Consider the following 17,865-nt stretch of genomic DNA (forward strand, 5'->3'; position numbering starts at 1 on the left):
GCCGCCGAGGTCGGCACCGCAGCCTGAACCGGCCCGCGGGGCCCGGGCACCGCGGCGGCGCCGGATCCGCCGCACGGCCACCCCGCCGGGGGTCCCGCCGGGGGTCCCGCCGCCCCCGGCGGGACCTCCGGCGGCCGGAGGCGCCGTCACACGGATCCGGCCGGGGACAGGCTCCGGCGGGCGGCGGCGGCCTCGCGGATCTCCTCGGCGACCAGGTCGGCGTTGATCTGGGCCGCCGCTGCGGCGCCCGCCGCGGCGGCGCAGCCGTTCGCGGCGGACGGGTCGGTGACGTTGCCGGCGACCCACACGCCGGGCACCGCGGTACGGCCGGTCGGGTCGGCGGGGACGTGCTCGCCCGCCCCCGCCGGATGCGCCGTCGGCCGCAGCCCGAGTCCTTCCAGGAAGCCGGCGCGCACCGCCGCCCGCGGCGCGACCGCCAGCACCTCGCGTCCGACCAGCGTGCCGTCGGCCAGCCGTACCCCGGTCAGGCGGTCGTCGGAGATCTCCAGCGACGCCACCTCGCCGCGGACCACCGCGATGCCGCGGGCGGCCAGCTGCTCGGCCTGCTCGCCGTCCGGCGCCGGCATGGTGTGGGAGAAGAACGTGACGTCGGCGCTCCACTGCCGGAACAGCAGCGCCTGGTGGACCGAGAGCGGCCCGGAGGCCAGCACGCCGATGGCCCGGTCGCGGACCTCCCAGCCGTGGCAGTACGGGCAGTGCACCACGTCCCGGCCCCACCGGTCCCGCAGCCCCGGCACGTCCGGCAGCTCGTCGACCAGGCCGGTGGTCACCAGCAGCCGGCGCGCCCGGACGGACCCGCCGCCGGCCAGCGCCACGGTGAACCCCTCGCCGCCGCGATCCGCGCCGACGACCTGCCCTGTCACCACGTGGCCGCCGTAGCGGCGCACCTCCGCCCGCCCGCGCTCCAGCAGCTCCGCCGGGGGCATCCCGTCCCTGGCCAGCAGCGCGTGCACGCCCTCCGCCGGGGCGTTCCGCGGGGCGCCCGCGTCGATCACCACCACCGACCGCCGTGCCCGGGCCAGCATCAGGGCCCCGCTCAACCCGGCGGCGCCGCCGCCGACCACCACCACGTCGTAGCCGTCTCTCAACTGATCGGTCATGTCGACCACCTCCGCGGAGACTATGCGGATCGACCGGCGGTGTTCGCAAACTTATTTGCCGATACGGCAAAGCAGCGGCGGCCGGCCGCGTCAGTCCAGGCAGAACTCGTTGCCCTCGGGATCGGCCATCACGATGAAGCCGGCGCTCATCGGGGGAGCGGGCTCGTGGCGGCGCACCCGCGTCGCCCCCAGCGCGACGAGCCGGTCGCACTCGGCCTCCAGCGTCGCCATCCGCTCCTCGCCCCGCAGTCCGGGAGCCGCACGGACGTCGAGGTGGACGCGGTTCTTGGCGGTCTTGCCCTCCGGCACCCGCTGGAAGAACAGCCGCGGCCCGCGCCCGTCCGGGTCCTCGAGGGCCGAGCTAGCGTTGCGCTCCTCCTCCGGCACGCCCGCCCGCGCGAGGAAGTCGTCCCACGCGGCCAGCGGGTCGGCGCCCTCGGGCAGGTCGACCCCGGGCGGGGCGGGGTGGACGTAGCCCAGGACGTCGCGCCAGAAGGACGACAGCGCCCGCGGGTCGTGGGCGTCGAAGGTGATCTGGACGTGGCGGCTCATCGGTTCGCTCCGTTCGCAGCAGCAGGTCTCGTGTGCGGATCTCGTGCGGGGGCCGCAGGCCGGGCCGTAGCCCGGACCGGGGCTCTCCTGCGTCCGGCCGGCCGGGCCCGCCTGCGTCCGCGCAGCCACTCTGACACCTCCGGCGGACAGGATCGGTCCGCTATCCGTGGCAGCATGGCGGCATGGCCGGAGCGAGCGGTGACGGGCTGGGCACGACGGAGCGGGTGCTCACCCTGCTCGGGCTGCTGCAGCAGCGCCAGACGTGGACCGGCCCCGAGCTCGCCGACCGGCTCGGGGTCACGCCGCGCACGGTACGGCGCGACGTCGAGCGGCTGCGCGCGCTCGGCTACCCGGTCCACGCCGAGCAGGGGGTCGGCGGCGGCTACCGGCTCGGCCCGGGGCAGGACCTGCCGCCGCTGCTCCTCGACGACGAGGAGGCGATCGCCACCGTGGTCTCGCTGCTCGCCGGCGCGGGCGGCGGCGTCGCCGGCGCAGGGGACGCCGCGCTGCGGGCGCTGACCAAGCTCGACCGGGTGCTGCCCGTCCGGCTGCGGGAGGAGGTGCGCGCGCTCTCCGGCTCGGTGGAGTCCTTCGGCGGAGGCCGCACGCCGGTCGACCCCGGGGTGCTCATGACGCTGGCCAGAGCCTGCCGCGACGAGGTCGAGGCGGGCTTCGGCTACCCGTCCGGGGGCGGGGTGCGGTGGCGGCGGGTGGAGCCCTACCGCCTGGTCGCCTCCGACCGGCGCTGGTACCTGCTCGCCTACGACCTCGACCGCGACGGCTGGCGCAGCTTCCGCGTCGACCGGATGACCGGCGTGTCCGCACGGACCTGGCGCTTCCGCCCGCGCGCGGTGCCCGACGCCGCGGCGTACGTGCAGGAGGGCGTGGCGAGCCGGGTCTACCCGCACCGGGCGCGTTTCCTGGTGCACGCGCCGGCCGACACGGTGCGCGCGCAGATCCCGGCGTCGGCGGCCGTCGTACGGCGGCGGGGGAGCGAGGCGTGCGAGGTGCTCAGCGGCGCCGGCAGCCTCGACTTCGTGCTCATGCACGTGCTGCTGCTGGGGCACGACTTCGAGGTGCTCGACCCCCCGGAGCTCCGCGGGCGCTGCCGTGTGCTGGCGGAGAGGCTGCTGTCGGCCGGCGCGGCGGCCCCGCAGGAGGCGGTCCCGCCGGCACCGGCCCCGCAGGAGGCGGACGCGCAGGAGGCGGGAGCCGCGACACACCGGCCCGGCGCCCGCTCCTGACCGCATGCACCGCTTAACCTGCATAAACGGAACGGCATCCGGCCTGCTCCCCCTGGTCCACCGGACACGATCGGGCCGTTCGACCACGACTACGGGGGACACGATGAGACACGCACTCGCCCGCCGCCTGATCCGCCCGGCGCTGGCGGCACTCGCCGGCGGGATGCTCCTGACCGGCGCACCCGCCCTGGCCGCCGGCGCACCCGCGCAGGCCGCCAAGCCGAAGGGCACGCTGGGCCCGTTCGGTTACCGCGGCGTGAAGCTCGGGATGACCGCCGCGCAGGCCCGGGCGACCGGCAAGATCAGGCGCGAGGCGTCCCAGGGGCAGTGCTCGGCCTGGGACTACAGGACGCGCCAGACCTCCCGCAACGGACCCGACGTGCTCGTCTCCAGGCGGTACGGCGTGGCCGCCATCCTCGTCGACCAGCGCGTCAGGACCCCCCGGGGCATCGGGATCGGCTCCACCCGCAAGCAGCTCAGAAGGGCCTATCCCGACGTGCGGCGGGCGGAGAGCGGCTTCCTCTACGCCCCGGCCCCGCGCAACCGCGAGGCCCACTACGTCTTCGTCCTGTCGGACCGCAGGATCACCCAGCTGGGCCTGATCCTCAACGAGCAGGACTGCGCCAACTGACGCCGCCCCGGCCGCCCGCCGCCCCGGCGGGGCAGGTCACCGGCGCCGGGTGGCGCGCACGACGACGTCGTGGAGGGGGACCGCCCGGCCCCCGGGGCCGGTGAGCGCGCGCAGGTGCTCCTCGGCGGTGACGATCTCCCACTCCGTGCCGTCGAGGCGCGCGGTGACCGCCGCGGAGGTGACCGACGCCTCGGCGGGAGGGTGGTGCCCGTGCCCGTGCCCGTGGTCGTGCCCGTGGTCGGTGGCGTCCGGGGTGCTCAGATGCCCCACGATGAGCAGCGTGCCGCCGGGAGCCACCCACCCGGCGAGGCGGTCGTAGAACTCCAGCTGCGGCATCGCCGGGTGGGCGTAGTGGGTCATGACCAGGTCGAACCGCTCCTGCGGGCTCCAGACGCCCAGATCCGCCTCGACCCACCGCACGCGCCCGGCGGCCCCGCTCGCCGCCGCGCGCCCGGCGGCGCGGGCGAGGGCCTCGGACGAGATGTCGGCCGCGGTGACGTGCCAGCCGCGGGAGGCGAGCCAGATCGCCTCGGCGCCTCCGCCGCACCCCGCGTCCAGCGCCGTGCCCGGCGCCAGGCCGCCGACCTCCCGGGCGAGGTACGGGTTCGGCGGGTTGCCGCCCATGGACCCGGGGCCCCCGGAGCGCTCCTGCCGCCAGTGCCGCTCCCAGTAGTCCTTGTCGAACCCGTGCGCCATGGCCGTCCTCCCCGTTCGCGATGATCTCTGCGCCGCCGGCGCCTCCGCCGCGGCCACGGGCCGCCGGCTCCGCCGGACCCGCCCCGCCGACGGACCGCGCACGCTTCCTCAAGTGCGTGCCCCGGTCCGCCCCCATGGTGCCGACGGAGAAGGCAAATGTGCAAATGCCATTGCCGGGATGGCAAAATGCGAGGAGGGGCGGGCCACCGGCTCCGCTCCCGCCGAGTACGTGAACCTGTCGACCTCCTCCCCACGGCTGGACCGGGGGGACTCCACCCTCGCAGGAGACCCATGACGGCGATCGAGATCCCGCAGTGGCAGGGTTCGTCCTCTCCCCGCGCCCGGCTGCTGGCGGACGGCGCCGCGCGGCTCGCCGCGCTCGTTCCCACCGGCCTCCGCGTCCCGGTGGCCGGCCACGCCGGCGGGGAGGCGGCCGGAGTGCGCGCGCTCGACGTGCTGCGCGCCAACCTCGAGGCCGCCCGTGCCGTGCTGGACGACGATTCACCGACGATCGTCGTCGGCGGCGACTGCGGCGTCGAGTTGGCCCCGGTCGAACGCGCCGCCGAAATCCACGGTGACCGGCTGACGGTGGTCTGGTTCGATGCGCACGGCGATCTGAACTCCCCCGCGTCCTCGCCGTCCCGGGCCTTCCACGGAATGGTGCTGCGCGCCCTGCTCGGCGAGGGCCCGCCCGGCCTGTCGCCGAGACGGGCGATCCGCCCCGACCAGGTCGTCCTGGCGGGCGCGCGGGCCCTGGACCCGGCCGAACACGAGTTCGTCGCGGCGCACGGCATCCGGCACGTCCCCGCCGCCGAACTGACCGGGCTCGCCGAGAGCGTCCGCACACCCGCCGTCTACGTCCACATCGATCTGGACGTCCTCGACCCCGCCGAGTTCGGATCGGTCGGCTTTCCCGAACCCGGTGGCGTCACGCCGGACGCGCTGCTCGCGGCCGTCCGCGGCCTCGCCGCCCGCAGCACCGTCGCTGGCCTCGGCATCACCGAGTACCAGCCCGCAGACCCACGCGACGAGGAGACCCTGGCCTCTCTCGTCCCGGCGCTCGTCGACGCCGTGCGATGACCGGCCATCCGGGGCCCGCCCGCGGTGCCGCGGGCCCTTTCGCGCGAAAGGACCCGCGGAGGAAAGGCGGCGGGGCGCGGGCGCACCCTCAGGTGCACCCGCGCCCCGCCGTCGTGCGGTCGCGCCGGGTCAGGCGCTGCGGGCCAGCCGCCCCTCGTCGGTGGAGTGCTGGGCCGGGACCGGCACGGTCGTGTCGGCCGCGCGCCGCGCGTCCAGGGCCAGCATCAGCCGGTCCTGCAGCTTGAACGTGCCGACGATCAGGTGCCGGTAGGCGCCCGCGAGCGTGTCCGGCGGCGGCTCGAAGGCCTCGTCGTCGAGCTCGATGACCTCACCGATCCGGTCCACGAGCAGGCTCACCCACTCGTCGTCGACCGAGACGATGACGTTCATCGCCGGGACGCTCAGGTCCCGGGACGGCAGGCCGAGCTGGACCCGCAGGTCCACCGCGTCGATGACCTGACCGCGCAGGTTGAACAGGCCGCCGACCGAGGTCGGCGCCAGCGGGACTCGGGTGTACTCGTGGAAGCGCAGGACCTCCTGCACCTGGGCCACGTCGACCCCGAAGAGCTGATCTGCCACCTCGAAGGTGGCGTACTGGCGACTGGGCATCTCAGGCTCCCACCATGGTTTCGGGCATCTCCGTGTAGAACCGCGGGTCGGCGGCGAGGATCGCACGCCGTACGTCGAGCAGCTCGGTCACGCGCTGCTGGATCACCGCGGAGCCGGTCAGGCCGTCGTCGTCGAGGTCGCTGCGGGCCTCGATGTGGTCCTCGACGATGTCGACGATCTGCTGCACGACCAGGGCGACGCTCCGCCCCCGCTCGGTGTAGACCACCGCGGGCACGGTCTCGCCCTCCTCGACGTCGTAGCAGCCCAGCAGCGACGCCAGCCGGACGACCGGCAGGATGTGGTCGCGGTACTGGACGACCTCCCGGCTGCCGACCCGCTCGATCCGCTCCACCGGGAACTCCTCCAGGCGGGTGACCATGTCCAGCGGGATCGCCACCCGGCGCTCCCCGATGCCGGCGATGAGCAGGCGCTCGATCCGGCTGTCCTGGGCGCGGGTGCCGGGCAGGTCGATCTGGGCGCGCTCGACGGCCTCGGCCGCCAGGTGCGCGCGGCGGGCCAGCGCCGCGATGTCGAGGATCAGCGCGACCTTGCCGTCGCCGACGATGGTGGAGCCGGCGTACACGCCGACGTCCTTCATCCGCCCGCTGAGCGGCTTGACCACGATCTCCTCGGTGTTGAGGACCCGGTCGACGACCAGGCCGAACCGGCGGCCGTCGGCCTGCAGCACCGCGATGTAGACGTCGCGGTCGCTGTTGCGGACCGGCAGCCCCAGCGTCTCGTCCAGGCGCACCAGCGGCAGCAGCTTGCCGCGCAGCCGGTAGACCGGCGCGCCCGACACGTGCTCGATCGTCTGGCCGGACTGGCCGTCCACGAACACCAGCTCGTCCACGCCGACCTGCTGGATGGCGTAGCGCTCGTCGCCGCACTCCACGGTCAGGGCCTGGATGATCGCCAGGGTGAGCGGGATGGTCAGCCGCCAGGTGGTGCCGGAGCCCAGCGTCGAGTCCACGTCGACGGTGCCGCCGATCTGCTCGATGTTGGTCTTGACCACGTCCATGCCGACGCCGCGGCCGGAGACGTTGGTGACCTTCTTCGCGGTGGAGAAACCGGGCTGGAAGACCAGCGCGATGACCTCGCGGGAGTCCATCCGGGCGAGCTGGTCGCGGGAGACGACCCCGCGCTCCAGCGCCGTCTGCGCGACCCGCTCCACGTCGATGCCGGCGCCGTCATCGGTGATCTCCACGATGACGTGCCCCCCCTCGTGGTAGGCGCGCAGCGTCAGGGTGCCCTGCGCGGGCTTGCCGTTGGCGACGCGCTCCTCGGGGGTCTCGACGCCGTGGTCGACCGCGTTGCGCACCAGGTGCGTCAGCGGGTCCTTGACGGCCTCCAGCAGGCTGCGGTCGAGCTCGGTCTCCTTGCCCTCCATCGCCAGCTTCACCTGCTTGCCGAGCGAGCCGCTGAGGTCGCGCACGACCCGGGGCAGCTTCGACCAGATGTGCTCGATGGGCTGCATGCGCGTCTTCATGACGCTCTCCTGCAGCTCGCTGGTGATGAGGTTCAGCCGCTGGGCGGTGCGCGCCAGCGCCGGGTCGGAGATCTCGTTGACACCGCGGACGATCTGGTTGCGGGTCAGCACCAGCTCACCGACCAGCCGCATCAGGCTGTCGAGCAGGTCGACGTCCACCCGGATGGAGCTGTCGGCGATGCTGCGCTTGGCGTGGACGGAGGTCTCCTCCGGGTGGGCGGGCTCGGCCGGGGCCGCCTTGGCGAGGACCTTCGCCACGGAGGTGGCGGGCTCGGCGGGCGCCGCCGCGGCGACGGCCTCGGCCGCTCCGGCCGCGGGGGTCGCGGTGCCCGCGCCGGCGGGCTCGTCCGCCGCGGGCGCGGGTGCGGGCGCGCTCCCGGCGGCCGGAGCCGCGGGGGCCTCGGCGGCCTTCGCAGGCCCGGGCCGGGGCGCGGCGGGGTCCTCGATGCAGGCCGCCACCTGGGCGATGACGGGGTCGACGTCGACGTCGCCCTCGTTGCCGTTCTCCTCGATGCTGCTGAGCAGCCTGCGCACGGTGTCCACCATCGCCAGCAGCGCGTCCGCGCTCTGCGGGTTCAGGTTCTGCGCGCCGTCCCGCAGCCGGGACAGCAGCGACTCGCCCGCGTGGGTCAGCGTCTCCAGCCGGTGGAACGCCAGAAACCCACTCGTGCCCTTGATTGTGTGGATCGTCCGGAAAATGCTGGAGAGCATCTCCCTGGAGCCGGGGTCCTGCTCCAAGGCCACCAGGTCCCGATCCAGTTGGTCCAGGTTCTCGTGACTCTCGACCAGGAACTCCTGGATGATGTCACCCAACTCGTCCACGACGTTCCTCTCCCTCTCTCATACGCGGCCTTTGCGTCGGCCCACGCAGCCTCTCCATCGGCGCCCGCCCACGGCACCTGAGGAAGACGCGGGACGGGAAACCCGCCTCCCCGGCGGCCTTTGCCGGGTTTCCCTCAGAAGAGCCGCCCGGCCGCCGATCAGGGGACGTCGAGCCTCGGGTTCGAGCCCGCGACGACCGCCCCCGGCGGCCGTCGCCCGCAGCGGCAGGGACGCCGCAGGCGGGGAAGACCCGGGCACCACGGAAGGGACACACGATGCGCCGTACGCGCCGCACCCCCAGGTTCTCCGCCGCGGATCCCGATCTGCCCGCCCGTCCGCCCGCGCCCGCGCGGACCCGATCGTGGGGCGTCCCGGCGCCGACGCGGCCCCGGTAGCCGACGCCCCACCTTTTGGACGTGCCCGGTTCCTGTGGCGATGCCCCGCCGCAGGAACCGGGCACACACCACCTCCCGGCCGGGCGAGGGGGGCGGCGCGGCCCGCACCCCGGCACGGACCGGGCCCCGACGCGACGGACCTGCGGGGCCGTCGCCACCACCGCCACGACATGGGCACCGCGACACCGGACGGACGAGGAGACGACGATCCGATGAGCACGATGAGCACCGAGACGATGACCAACACCGTGCGGGCCGAGGCGCTCGCCCTGGCGCCCGTGTCCGCCTCCGCCTTCCTGGACCGCGCGTCCGCCGACGCGGCGATCGCCCAGGCGCTGGTGCGGCACGGCGGGGAGCGGGGCTGCGCCGCGGCGCTGGCCCACGAGTTCGGGGAGCGCCCCGAGGCCGCGGCCGCGCGCATGCGCTGGGCGGGGGCCCTGGTGGCCGAGCTGTACGGCTGAGCGCGGTCCGTGCCGGGCCGGGAGGTCCGGCACGGGGACACCGGAGAAGGTGTGCGATCCTCACGTCTTTACAATGTAAAGGTCTGAGGGTCGCACACCTTCTTCCTTTTCCGCGCCGCCCGACCGGCCGCTCAGGGCGACGGCTGCACGGTGAACCAGACGGTCTTGCCGCCCGCCACCCGGGTGGAGCCCCAGCGCTCGGCGAGGTCCGCCACGATGTGCAGGCCGCGCCCCTGCTCGTCGAGCTCGCCCGGGGAGCGCAGCACCGGGAGCCGGTGGTCGTCGTCGCCGACCTCGAACAGCACGACGTCGGTCAGCACCAGGCGGACCGAGATGAGCCGGGTGGCGTGCCGGCAGGCGTTGGCGACCAGCTCGCCGGCGGCCAGTTCGACCCGCCAGCTGATCCCGGACAGCCCCCAGTCCTGCAGGGTCCGGCGGACCAGCGCCCGGACCTGGCCGGGGGTGCGGCTGTGCGGCTCCAGGAACCAGCCCGCGACGTGCTCGCTGGGGATGCCGCGGAAGCGCGCCACGAGCAGGGTCACGTCGTCGTCGGTGCCGCCGGCCCGGTCGAGCAGGACGTCGCAGAGCTTCTCCAGCGGGCCGCCGGCGGCGCCGGCCGTGGCGCGCAGCCGCTCCAGGCGGTTGTCGATGTCGTGGTCGCGGCGCTCCACCAGGCCGTCGGTGTAGAGGATCAGCATGCTGTCGTCGTCGGCGGCGATCTCGGTGGTCTCGATCGGAGGACGGCCCAGGCCGATCGGCAGCCCGGTGGACGCCTCCAGGCCGAGCAGCTCGGCACGGCCGTCCCGGTGCACCAGGATGGGCGGCAGGTGGCCGGCGCTGGCGATGCCGCAGCGCCGCACGACCGGGTCGTAGACCGCGTACAGGCAGGTGGTGATGGACTCGCCGGCCAGCCGCCGGGCGATGTCGTCCAGCGAGCGCAGCACCTGGTCGGGCGGGAGCTCCAGGGCGGCGAGGGTCTGCACCGAGGTGCGCAGCTGGGCCATGAGCGCGGCGGCCTGCAGGCCGTGGCCCATGACGTCGCCGACGACCAGGGCGACCCGGCAGCCGGAGAGCGGGATGACGTCGAACCAGTCGCCGCCGACGAGCATGCGCCGGTCGCCGGGGCGGTAGCGGTGGGCGATCTCGACGCCGGGCGGCGGGGGCGGCGGCTCCGGGCGCAGGCTCTGCCGTACGACGTCGGTGATGGCGGCGTGGGAGAGCTCCACCTGGGCGTGGTGGACGGCGAGCGCCGCGACGGCGGTGAGCTGGCCGGCGAGCAGGACCGCGCTGTCGTCGAACGGCGGGCGGCCGGGGCCGCGGGTCAGGATCGCGCCGCCCAGCCGCCGCCCGCAGGCCTCCAGCGGTACGGCGAGCGTGCGGGTGCCGGCCCCGCCGGTCGCGGGGAACGGGCCGGGGCCCGGTCCGGCGGGGTGGGCCTCCGTCTCCGGGGCGCCGGTCTCCGGGGCGCCGCCGTCGCCGGGGGCCGCGACGGTGCGGACGGCGACCGGGTGGTGCCGGGGCGGGCGCCCCTCGCCCTCCGGATCGCTGAGGTAGACGCGGGCGGTGTCGGCCAGGCGCGGCACGAGTTCCTCGCAGAGCAGCCGCGCGGCGCCGGCGGGCCCGTGGGCCCCGGTCAGCCGCACGGTGGCCGCGCGCAGGAACGCCAGGTCGGGCGGGCGGGGCGGTCCCGGCGGCAGGCGGCTCCCCTGCCCGGGCTCGGCCGCCACGTCAACCGCCACGGCGCTGGCAGCCGAGGAAGAGCTGGACCTCCGGCGGGGCCTGGGTGGTGGCCGGCGCGTAGGAGATGGCGTCGGTGTACTGCACCTCGAAGCCCGCCTCCTCGACCACGGCGCGCAGGTCGTCGCGGAGGTATCCGGTGACGCGCACGGGGGCGCCGAGGAACTGGAAGCCGACGTCGTCCATGTCGATCTCGACCATGGACAGGGTCAGCAGGCCGCCGGGGACCAGCAGGCCGTGCAGGCGGCGCAGGGCGGGCCCGATGTCGCGGCGGGGGAGCATCAGCAGGCAGAAGAACGCGACGGCGGCGTCGAAGGGGCCGCCGAGGCCGCCGGTCTCCTCGCCGAGGTCGAGCAGGTCCATCTCCAGGAAGCGGGCTTCGGGGACGTTCCTGCGGGCCAGGTCGAGCATGACGGGGGAGATGTCGACGCCGGTGACGGCCATCCCGGCGTCGGCGAGCCGACGGGCGCTGGGCAGGCCGGTGCCGCAGCCCGCGTCGAGGACGCGGGCGCCGGGCCGCAGCCGCTGCAGCAGCCAGGTGACGGCCTGCTCCTGGCCCTCCTTGTGCGGGAAGGCCTCGTCGTAGCGCTCGCCGATGCGGTCGAAGGCGGCGGCCTGCAGGGCGCGGAACTCCTGGCGGGTCAGGTCGGGCGCGGCGCCTGCCGCGGTGGGCGCCGGGTCTGACTCGGCCATTTTCGCACCTCGGACCTCTCGGGAATCGCTGACGTCACACAGATAGTGGATCATGGTTCGTGAGTCAACCGATTCCCGATGAAATGGCCCATTCAGGCCGGGGGTCGTCCATACCCGCATCCTTTACACGGTAGATTTACAATCGTCGCGGCATTCGTGGTTCATGCCGGTGCCACGCCGTTCGCGAGGTTCGTCCGCTGATACGCCTGCCGGACCCGCGCGGCCGCCTCCGCCCGCTTGCGCGCGGCGAGGTCGGCGGCCTTCGCGACCGCCCGGGCGATGGACGCGCGGTGCCGGGAGACCTCGTCCTGCGGGAGCGGGTCCTCCTTGGGCGACAGCCGGGGCCGGGTGCGCGGGATCCGGTAGATCGCCTCGGCGGCCTCGGCCTCCCGCCGTTCGGCGCAGCTGCGGCGGACGGCGGCGAGCCTGGCCCGCGTCTCGGCGACCAGGTCCGGGTCGGGGTCGGCGCGCTCGGCGCGCAGGCGGGCCGCCTCCTGCCGGCGCGCGGCCTGCCTGGCCAGATGCCTGCGGTGGGCCTCGGCCGCCGCCCGGGAGGGCAGCGGCGCCCTCAGCGTGCCGTCCTCGCCGATCCACGGCGCCAGCCGGTATCTGAGCCAGCCGGCGAGGTGGTGGGGCTTGTCGTCGTACAGCCAGGGCGTGCCGTCCGGGCGGTGGTCGATCATGTACTTGACGTCGGCGAGGGTGGCGCCGAGGGAGAACGGGACGCGCAGCAGCGAGCGCAGGTGGCGCTCCGACAGGCCGCGCAGCGTCATGTTCTCGGCGCGGAGCCTCCGGCAGGCCAGGAGTCGCTGCTTGCGGGTCTCCGGCGTGGCGGTGTTCGGCCAGATGCTCTCGGGTGCCGGGTGCGACCGGACCGGTGGAGTGTCAGGGTTTTCCGGTTTCTGCGAAATCTGCGCAGGTCGTCCGCTTTTCTCGCGCGTGCGCGTTGGAAGGAGGTACTTCTTTAGTACATACAGACGCCCGTAAGGGGTGCAACTTCTGTCCACAGGCGGGGCGGGAAGCGTTTCCACAGGCCAGGGCGCCTCCCGCCACTCGTCCTGGGTGACGACCCGGGGCCCCTCGACGGGGTCGGCGAACTCGTCCGGGCGCTCGGCCAGGGCCGCCAGCTCCTCCACGGGCAGCCGCAGGGCGGCGAGCGCCGCGCGCGGGACGGTCAGCACGTACTCGGCGGCGAGGTTGCCGAACCCGTCGCCGATCTGGCGCGTACGGCCGAGCCACAGGTGGCGCCGGGTGACGATGGTCGAGCCGGTGGCGAGCACCCGCACGTAGCCCTTTTCCTTGAACCAGCGCAGCAGGTTGTTGAGCGTGCTGCGGGAGACGCCGAGCGCCTCGATCAGCCCCTTCCAGGTCCCGCCCCACTGCGGGGAGGTGACCATGTCGGCGCCGACCCGCCGGGTGAGCTCCCGGGCCGTGTTCTCCGCGTTGCGCCGCCAGTCGGCACGGCGGACGGGCATGTCGGGGTCGGCCGCCACGACGGCGAGCCAGAGCGCGAGGGACGGCGTCACCATGAGGGCGCCGTCCTCCAGAAGGGACTCCAGGGGGACGCGGAGGGGATTGGCTTTACGAAGGGGGGACATGAGAACGGGAAAATCCGGTATGACAGGGGGCGGGTCGGGACACGCGGAAAGTTCGTTTTCCGGGTATGACTGGCCGACCCGGGGACTCATCGTCTATGGTGGTCTCCAGGTGTGAAAGACCAGAAGACACACATGCCGCAGACGAGACTCAAGCCCGAGTCTCTGGCACGTGGAACCTCTGGTGTCTATGGGGGAAGTCCCTGCGCATGGTTTGTGAGGCCTTCAGCGCGGGGGCTTCCGCATTTGTGGCCGCCTTTTCCAAGCGGCCTTACTTTAACCCCTCAGGGGCTCCTTCCGTCAGGAGAAAGTAAAGTTCACGCTGCGGCGTGCTGCCGTCCCTCGATGAGTGGGAGCGGCTCCTGTGCCACCGGTCGCGGCGGAGGGGCCAGGACGTAGTCGTGCTCGCGGGCGAGCACCGTGACGATGTACTCGTTCACCGAACATCCGCGCTGCTGGGCGGATGCCTTGATGTCCCCGAGAAGGTCGACGGGCACCCGCAAGGGGTGCTGCTTCACAGGTCCCCACTTCGGATCAGGTCCGCGTTTGCTTCCACTCATGCCTGCAGTTATATCGAATTAGCGAATCTCCGATGGGCAGTCGGCCCGGCGCGTCGCGAAAAAGATTCGACGTTCTCCGTGCGGCACCCCCGCCGCCACCCCAACCGATAATCCGTACATTTCCCGGCTTTTCATCATGTTCTGGTCGGGGTGTGCGGCGCCGCCGCGCCGGAATGCCTCCCCCGACGCTCCGGGCCGCCGGCCCGGCGAAGGGATGAAACGCGCCTATCGGCATGATCGTGGATTTTCTGAAGGCTTCTCAGGGCCTGCAACCGGCCTGCACCTTTTGTGCACTTTGAGCGCCACTTTCGGACGGCTTACTGGAGGAAGACGGCCGGACAACGGTCGCAACGGCCTGAAAGACCCGAGCACCACCCCTCCGGCCGAGGGACGACCTGACCCCTGACGAAGGATCTCTTCTTCCCATGACCTCCACCACCACCGGCACCCGCGTCCTGACCACCGCCCTGGGCCTGGCCCTGACCGCCGGCGTCGCCCTGACCGCCGGTGCGGCCCACGCCGACACCGCGCCGCAGGCCCCCGCCCCGGCCCCGCAGCAGGCCCAGCAGGCCCAGCAGCCGCAGGTGACGGCCGGTGAGCTGCTGAAGTTCGCCGAGAAGCAGGTCGGCGTGGAGGAGAACGCCTCCGGCGGCGGCACCAAGTTCCACAAGTGGTACATGAAGTCGCAGCGGGCGCAGGAGACCATCGAGCGCGACGGCGGCAGCGTCAAGGCCTACGCCAACGCCCCCTGGTGCGCGATGTTCGTCTCCTGGGTCGGCGAGCAGACCGGCATGCGCAAGACCGTCGGCTGGGACGCCTACACCGTCACCTACGCCGAGTGGTTCAAGGCCAACGACAACTGGGGCACCAAGGCCACCCCGGGCGCGGTCGTCTTCTTCGACTGGGAGCAGGGCGACGACCTGTCCGGCATCGACCACGTCGGCCTGGTCAAGAAGGACAACGGCGACGGCACCGTCTCCACCATCGAGGGCAACACCGGCAACGGCAAGGTCGAGGAGCGGGTGCGGCCGAAGTCCCAGGTCACCGGCTACGGCTACCCGCAGTACGCCTCCTGAGGCCGCGGCCCGCGGGCCGCGCGCAGGACGGGACGAGGGGAAGGGGCACGGCAGGCGCCGTGCCCCTTCCCCTTTCCGCCGTGCTCGGGGACCGGCGGCCGAGGAGGCCCGCCGCGCCCGTGCGGGCCCGGCGGCGTACCGGGACCGCGGACGGGCGTACCGGGGCGGAATACCTAAGCGCGACAGATTCCCCGCCGTCCCCGTCTCCCTACCGTGGTGACCGCAGCCGGAACACGACCACCGAGGAGACAGACATGAGCGACATCAACGAGCTGGTCCAGCGCTACCTCGCCGCCTGGAACGAGACCGACGCGGCCGCGCGGCAGGCCGTCCTGGCGGAGGTCCTCGCCGACGACGCGGTGTACACCGACCCGCTGGTCTCCGTCCGGGGCAGGGACGGGCTCGACGCCACCATCGCGGCGGTCCAGGGGCGGTTCGGCGGGCTGGTCTTCAGCCTCGGCGGCGCCGTGGACGCCCACCACGACATCGCGCGGTTCACCTGGCACCTGGGACCCGAGGGCGCCGAGCCGGTCGCCGTCGGCTTCGACGTCGTGGTCATCGGCGACGACGGGCGGATCGGCCAGGTGCTCGGCTTCCTCGACAAGGTGCCGGCCGGAGTCTGAAACACCCCCGGGGCGGGCGACCGGCCCGCCCCGCCCCGTCCACGCAACGCCAGGAGGAACAGTGACCGCCTACGTGATCGCGCATCTCCGCGACCCGGACAGGCTCCACCCGCAGGTGCTGGAGTACATGGAGAGGATCCAGGCGACGATGGACCCGTTCTCCGGCCGCTTCCTCGTCCACGGGGGAGCGCTGGACGTCCGCGAGGGCCGGTGGCCCGGGGACGTCGTCATGCTGGAGTTCCCGTCGGGGAAGGACGCGCGGGACTGGTACGGGTCGGCCGCCTACCAGGAGATCCTGCCGCTGCGGACGGACCACCTGGAGGGCGATCTGGTCATCGTCGAAGGCGTCGGGCCCGGCTACGACCCGGCCACGAAGGCCGCCGCGCTCAGGGAGGCGCTCCGACCCGCGCCAGGCGGTGACGTCGTGGCCGGGCGTCAGCCGGTGACGTCGTAGTTGAAGCCGAAGGCGCGCACACCGGTCTCCGTGCGGGGCCGGTGGCTCGTCCGCGGGCCGAAGGCGACGTAGGCGCCCGGGCCGTGGGTGCGGTCGCCCTCGATGACCTCGCCGCTCACGACGAAGTACGCCTCGCCGTAGGTGCCGTGGACGTCGAGGTCCGGCCATTCGGCGCCCGGGGCGATGTCGATCACCCACGTCCGGATCCCCGGCATGCCCGGGAGCGCCCGCACGAGGACGCCGGGCCCCAGCACGACCGGCGGGACCCGGTCGACGTCCACGGAGAGCATCTGCCCGGGCAGCACCCGTTCCGGAATGATCACCTGGACAGGATGTCACAGCCCCAGCAGATCGGCGAGGCCCGCGAGCTCGCCCCGGGAGGCGACGCCGAGCTTGGGATAGGCCTTGTAGAGGTGGTAGCCGACCGTCCGGTGGCTGAGGAAGAGCCGCGCGGCGATGTCGCGGTTGGACAGGCCCTGCGCGGCGAGCCGGGCGATCTGCAGCTCCTGCGGGGTCAGGCCGGCGGCCGCGCCCCCGGCGGGACCGGGGCCCCGGTCCCGGGCGCCGGTCGCGGTGAGCTCGCCGCGGGCGCGCTCGGCCCACGGCCGCATGCCGAGCCGGTCGAAGACCTCCAGGGCGGCGTTCAGCGACCCGCGCGCCTCGGCCTTCCGCCGGGCCCTGCGCAGCCACTCGCCGTACAGCAGCGCGGTCCTGGCGTACTCCGGGGCGCGGCCGTCCCGGTCGTGCAGTTCGAGAGCCGCCGTGTAGAACTCCTCGGCCCGGTCGTCGGCGGCGAGCAGCCCGCGGCAGCGCAGCACGAGCGCCTCGGCCCACGGCCGCCCCACCGACCCGGCCCACCGCTCGAAGCGCGCCAGAGGCTCGGCGGCGCGTTCCGGCGCGCCCACCCGCACGGCCGACTCCACCAGGTCGGGAGTGGAGCGGGTGGCGCAGATGTGGTGGCGCATCGGCTCGCGGGTCAGGCGCTCGAAGCGGGCGAGTGCCGCCTCGGCGCGGCCCAGGCCGAGCTCCAGCAGCCCGAGCGACCAGTGCGCCCACGGCGCGCCGGGGGACATGGCCCCGGCGGCGGTCCCCGCCAGCCCCCGCTCGGCGTTGCGCCGGCAGGCCGCCTCCTCCCCCTTGAGCGCGTCGAGGTGGGCGAGCACGCCGGCGAACTGGCTGACCCACTGCCCCTGGCCGGTGTCGCGGGCCAGTCCGAGGGCCTCGGTCGCCGTGGCGAGCGCGTCCAGGTGCCGTCCGGCGAACACCTCGCCCTCGGCCATGAAGAACAGCACCGTCGGCAGCCGCCCGGCACCGCCCCGGGCGCGGTGCCCGGCGGCGAGCCCGGCCGCCGGCTCGTAGGCGTCGGCGTCCTGGCCCAGCGCGAGCGCCGCCCCGCACAGGATCGCCACCACCTGGTCGGGGACCCGGCCCCGCCGCCGCACCGCCGCGAGGACGTCGCCCAGCGGCGGCGGCCGCTCGCGGCGGCCCCGGTCGAGATGGGCGAGGTAGGGGCCCACCGGCGCGAGCGGGTCCGCGTCGTCCAGCGGCAGCGCGGCCAGCCGTTCCAGCGTCGCCGCGAGCTGCCGTTCTCCCAGGTACCAGGAGGTGTGGACGGCCTGGATCAGCAGCGCGGCGGCCTGGCCCGGATCGGTGTCGCGGACGAGCCCGGCGCCGTCGAGCAGCGACCGGTGGGCCGCGGAGTAGGAGCCCTGCCAGAAGTCCGCCAGCGCCCGCACCTGGGCGATCCGCGCGTTCACCGCCGGGGCCCCGTCCGGCCACCGGGCGGCGCGGTCCCCGCGGGCCCTGGCGCGCTCCAGGTCACCCGCCTCCAGCGCCGCCTCCGCCGCCAGGGCCTCGCGGCGGGCGCGGGCGGCGGGTTCGGCGCTCAGGCGGGCGGCCCGTTCGTACGCCGCCGCGGCCGCCTCGTGGCCGCTGCGCTCGCGGGCGCGGGCGGCGGCCCGCTCCAGCTCGGCCGCGACCTCCTCGTCGGCTCCGGCGGCGGCGGCCACCAGGTGCCACGCCCGGCCGTC

18 protein-coding genes are annotated in these 17,865 nt (G+C 74.4%); 7 read left to right on the forward strand and 11 right to left on the reverse strand.

The window, feature by feature from the left end:
• Window positions 1–146 precede the first annotated feature (146 nt).
• Window positions 147–1,121, reverse strand: coding sequence for an NAD(P)/FAD-dependent oxidoreductase (locus tag ABD823_RS32670; RefSeq protein WP_344866492.1), 975 nt, complete (start codon window positions 1,119–1,121; stop codon window positions 147–149).
• A 90-nt stretch (window positions 1,122–1,211) separates the two neighbouring features.
• Window positions 1,212–1,673 (reverse strand): VOC family protein, encoded by a 462-nt coding sequence (locus tag ABD823_RS32675; RefSeq protein ID WP_344866494.1) that lies wholly within the window; start codon window positions 1,671–1,673, stop codon window positions 1,212–1,214.
• Window positions 1,674–1,855: 182 nt separating this feature from the next.
• Here ABD823_RS32675 and ABD823_RS32680 point away from each other — a divergent pair, with 182 nt between their 5' ends.
• Together ABD823_RS32680 and ABD823_RS32685 are read left to right on the forward strand one after the other, a co-directional pair.
• A complete protein-coding gene (locus ABD823_RS32680; RefSeq protein WP_344866496.1) occupies window positions 1,856–2,917 on the forward strand; it encodes a helix-turn-helix transcriptional regulator in 1,062 nt (353 codons plus the stop codon).
• Window positions 2,918–3,020: 103 nt separating this feature from the next.
• A complete protein-coding gene (locus tag ABD823_RS32685; protein ID WP_344866498.1) occupies window positions 3,021–3,548 on the forward strand; it encodes a hypothetical protein in 528 nt (175 codons plus the stop codon).
• 36 nt (window positions 3,549–3,584) lie between these two features.
• On the opposite strand, the gene ABD823_RS32690 is transcribed toward ABD823_RS32685, so the two are convergent.
• A complete protein-coding gene (locus ABD823_RS32690) occupies window positions 3,585–4,244 on the reverse strand; it encodes a class I SAM-dependent methyltransferase (protein WP_344866500.1) in 660 nt (219 codons plus the stop codon).
• Between the two features lie 291 nt (window positions 4,245–4,535).
• Between ABD823_RS32690 and ABD823_RS32695 the strand changes: the two genes are divergently transcribed.
• Window positions 4,536–5,324 (forward strand): arginase family protein, encoded by a 789-nt coding sequence (locus tag ABD823_RS32695; protein WP_344866502.1) that lies wholly within the window; start codon window positions 4,536–4,538, stop codon window positions 5,322–5,324.
• Window positions 5,325–5,453: 129 nt separating this feature from the next.
• Here ABD823_RS32695 and ABD823_RS32700 read toward each other — a convergent pair whose 3' ends face one another.
• Both ABD823_RS32700 and ABD823_RS32705 read right to left on the reverse strand, forming a co-directional pair.
• Window positions 5,454–5,933, reverse strand: coding sequence for a chemotaxis protein CheW (locus ABD823_RS32700; RefSeq protein WP_344866504.1), 480 nt, complete (start codon window positions 5,931–5,933; stop codon window positions 5,454–5,456).
• Between the two features lies 1 nt (window position 5,934).
• Window positions 5,935–8,241, reverse strand: a complete 2,307-nt coding sequence (locus ABD823_RS32705; RefSeq protein WP_344866506.1) for a chemotaxis protein CheW — start codon at window positions 8,239–8,241, stop codon at window positions 5,935–5,937.
• Window positions 8,242–8,848: 607 nt separating this feature from the next.
• Here ABD823_RS32705 and ABD823_RS32710 point away from each other — a divergent pair.
• Window positions 8,849–9,097, forward strand: a complete 249-nt coding sequence (locus ABD823_RS32710) for a hypothetical protein (RefSeq protein WP_344866508.1) — start codon at window positions 8,849–8,851, stop codon at window positions 9,095–9,097.
• A gap of 131 nt (window positions 9,098–9,228) precedes the next feature.
• Here ABD823_RS32710 and ABD823_RS32715 read toward each other — a convergent pair whose 3' ends face one another.
• The 4 genes from ABD823_RS32715 to ABD823_RS32730 form a co-directional block, all read right to left on the reverse strand.
• Entirely contained in the window at window positions 9,229–10,836 is a 1,608-nt protein-coding gene (locus ABD823_RS32715; protein WP_344866509.1) for an ATP-binding SpoIIE family protein phosphatase, read from the reverse strand.
• Window positions 10,826–11,527 carry a class I SAM-dependent DNA methyltransferase gene (locus ABD823_RS32720; RefSeq protein WP_344866510.1) on the reverse strand — a complete coding sequence of 234 codons (702 nt, stop codon included), beginning with the start codon at window positions 11,525–11,527 and terminating at the stop codon, window positions 10,826–10,828. Before ABD823_RS32720 ends, ABD823_RS32715 begins: the two co-directional genes overlap by 11 nt.
• Before the next feature lie 161 nt (window positions 11,528–11,688).
• Window positions 11,689–13,056, reverse strand: a complete 1,368-nt coding sequence (locus tag ABD823_RS32725) for a hypothetical protein (protein WP_344866512.1) — start codon at window positions 13,054–13,056, stop codon at window positions 11,689–11,691.
• A 383-nt stretch (window positions 13,057–13,439) separates the two neighbouring features.
• Window positions 13,440–13,640: a hypothetical protein gene (locus tag ABD823_RS32730; protein ID WP_344866514.1), complete on the reverse strand. Its 201-nt coding sequence runs from the start codon at window positions 13,638–13,640 to the stop codon at window positions 13,440–13,442.
• A gap of 467 nt (window positions 13,641–14,107) precedes the next feature.
• On the opposite strand from ABD823_RS32730, the gene ABD823_RS32735 reads away from it, so the two are divergent.
• The 3 genes from ABD823_RS32735 (at window position 14,108) to ABD823_RS32745 (ending at window position 15,835) form a co-directional block, all read left to right on the forward strand.
• Window positions 14,108–14,758 carry a CHAP domain-containing protein gene (locus ABD823_RS32735; protein WP_344866516.1) on the forward strand — a complete coding sequence of 217 codons (651 nt, stop codon included), beginning with the start codon at window positions 14,108–14,110 and terminating at the stop codon, window positions 14,756–14,758.
• Between the two features lie 254 nt (window positions 14,759–15,012).
• Window positions 15,013–15,381, forward strand: a complete 369-nt coding sequence (locus ABD823_RS32740; protein ID WP_344866518.1) for a nuclear transport factor 2 family protein — start codon at window positions 15,013–15,015, stop codon at window positions 15,379–15,381.
• Window positions 15,382–15,442: 61 nt separating this feature from the next.
• Complete coding sequence (locus tag ABD823_RS32745) at window positions 15,443–15,835, forward strand: DUF1330 domain-containing protein (RefSeq protein ID WP_344866520.1); 393 nt, start codon at window positions 15,443–15,445, stop codon at window positions 15,833–15,835.
• On the opposite strand, the gene ABD823_RS32750 is transcribed toward ABD823_RS32745, so the two are convergent.
• Window positions 15,817–16,158 (reverse strand): anti-sigma factor, encoded by a 342-nt coding sequence (locus tag ABD823_RS32750; protein ID WP_344866521.1) that lies wholly within the window; start codon window positions 16,156–16,158, stop codon window positions 15,817–15,819. The genes ABD823_RS32745 and ABD823_RS32750 overlap by 19 nt on opposite strands.
• A gap of 12 nt (window positions 16,159–16,170) precedes the next feature.
• On the reverse strand, window positions 16,171–17,865 hold a 1,695-nt coding region (locus tag ABD823_RS32755), incomplete at its 5' end, for a helix-turn-helix transcriptional regulator (protein WP_344866522.1).

The sequence above is a fragment of the Planomonospora alba genome, assembly GCF_039534085.1.
GTDB classification, from domain to species: Bacteria; Actinomycetota; Actinomycetes; order Streptosporangiales; family Streptosporangiaceae; genus Planomonospora_B; species Planomonospora_B alba.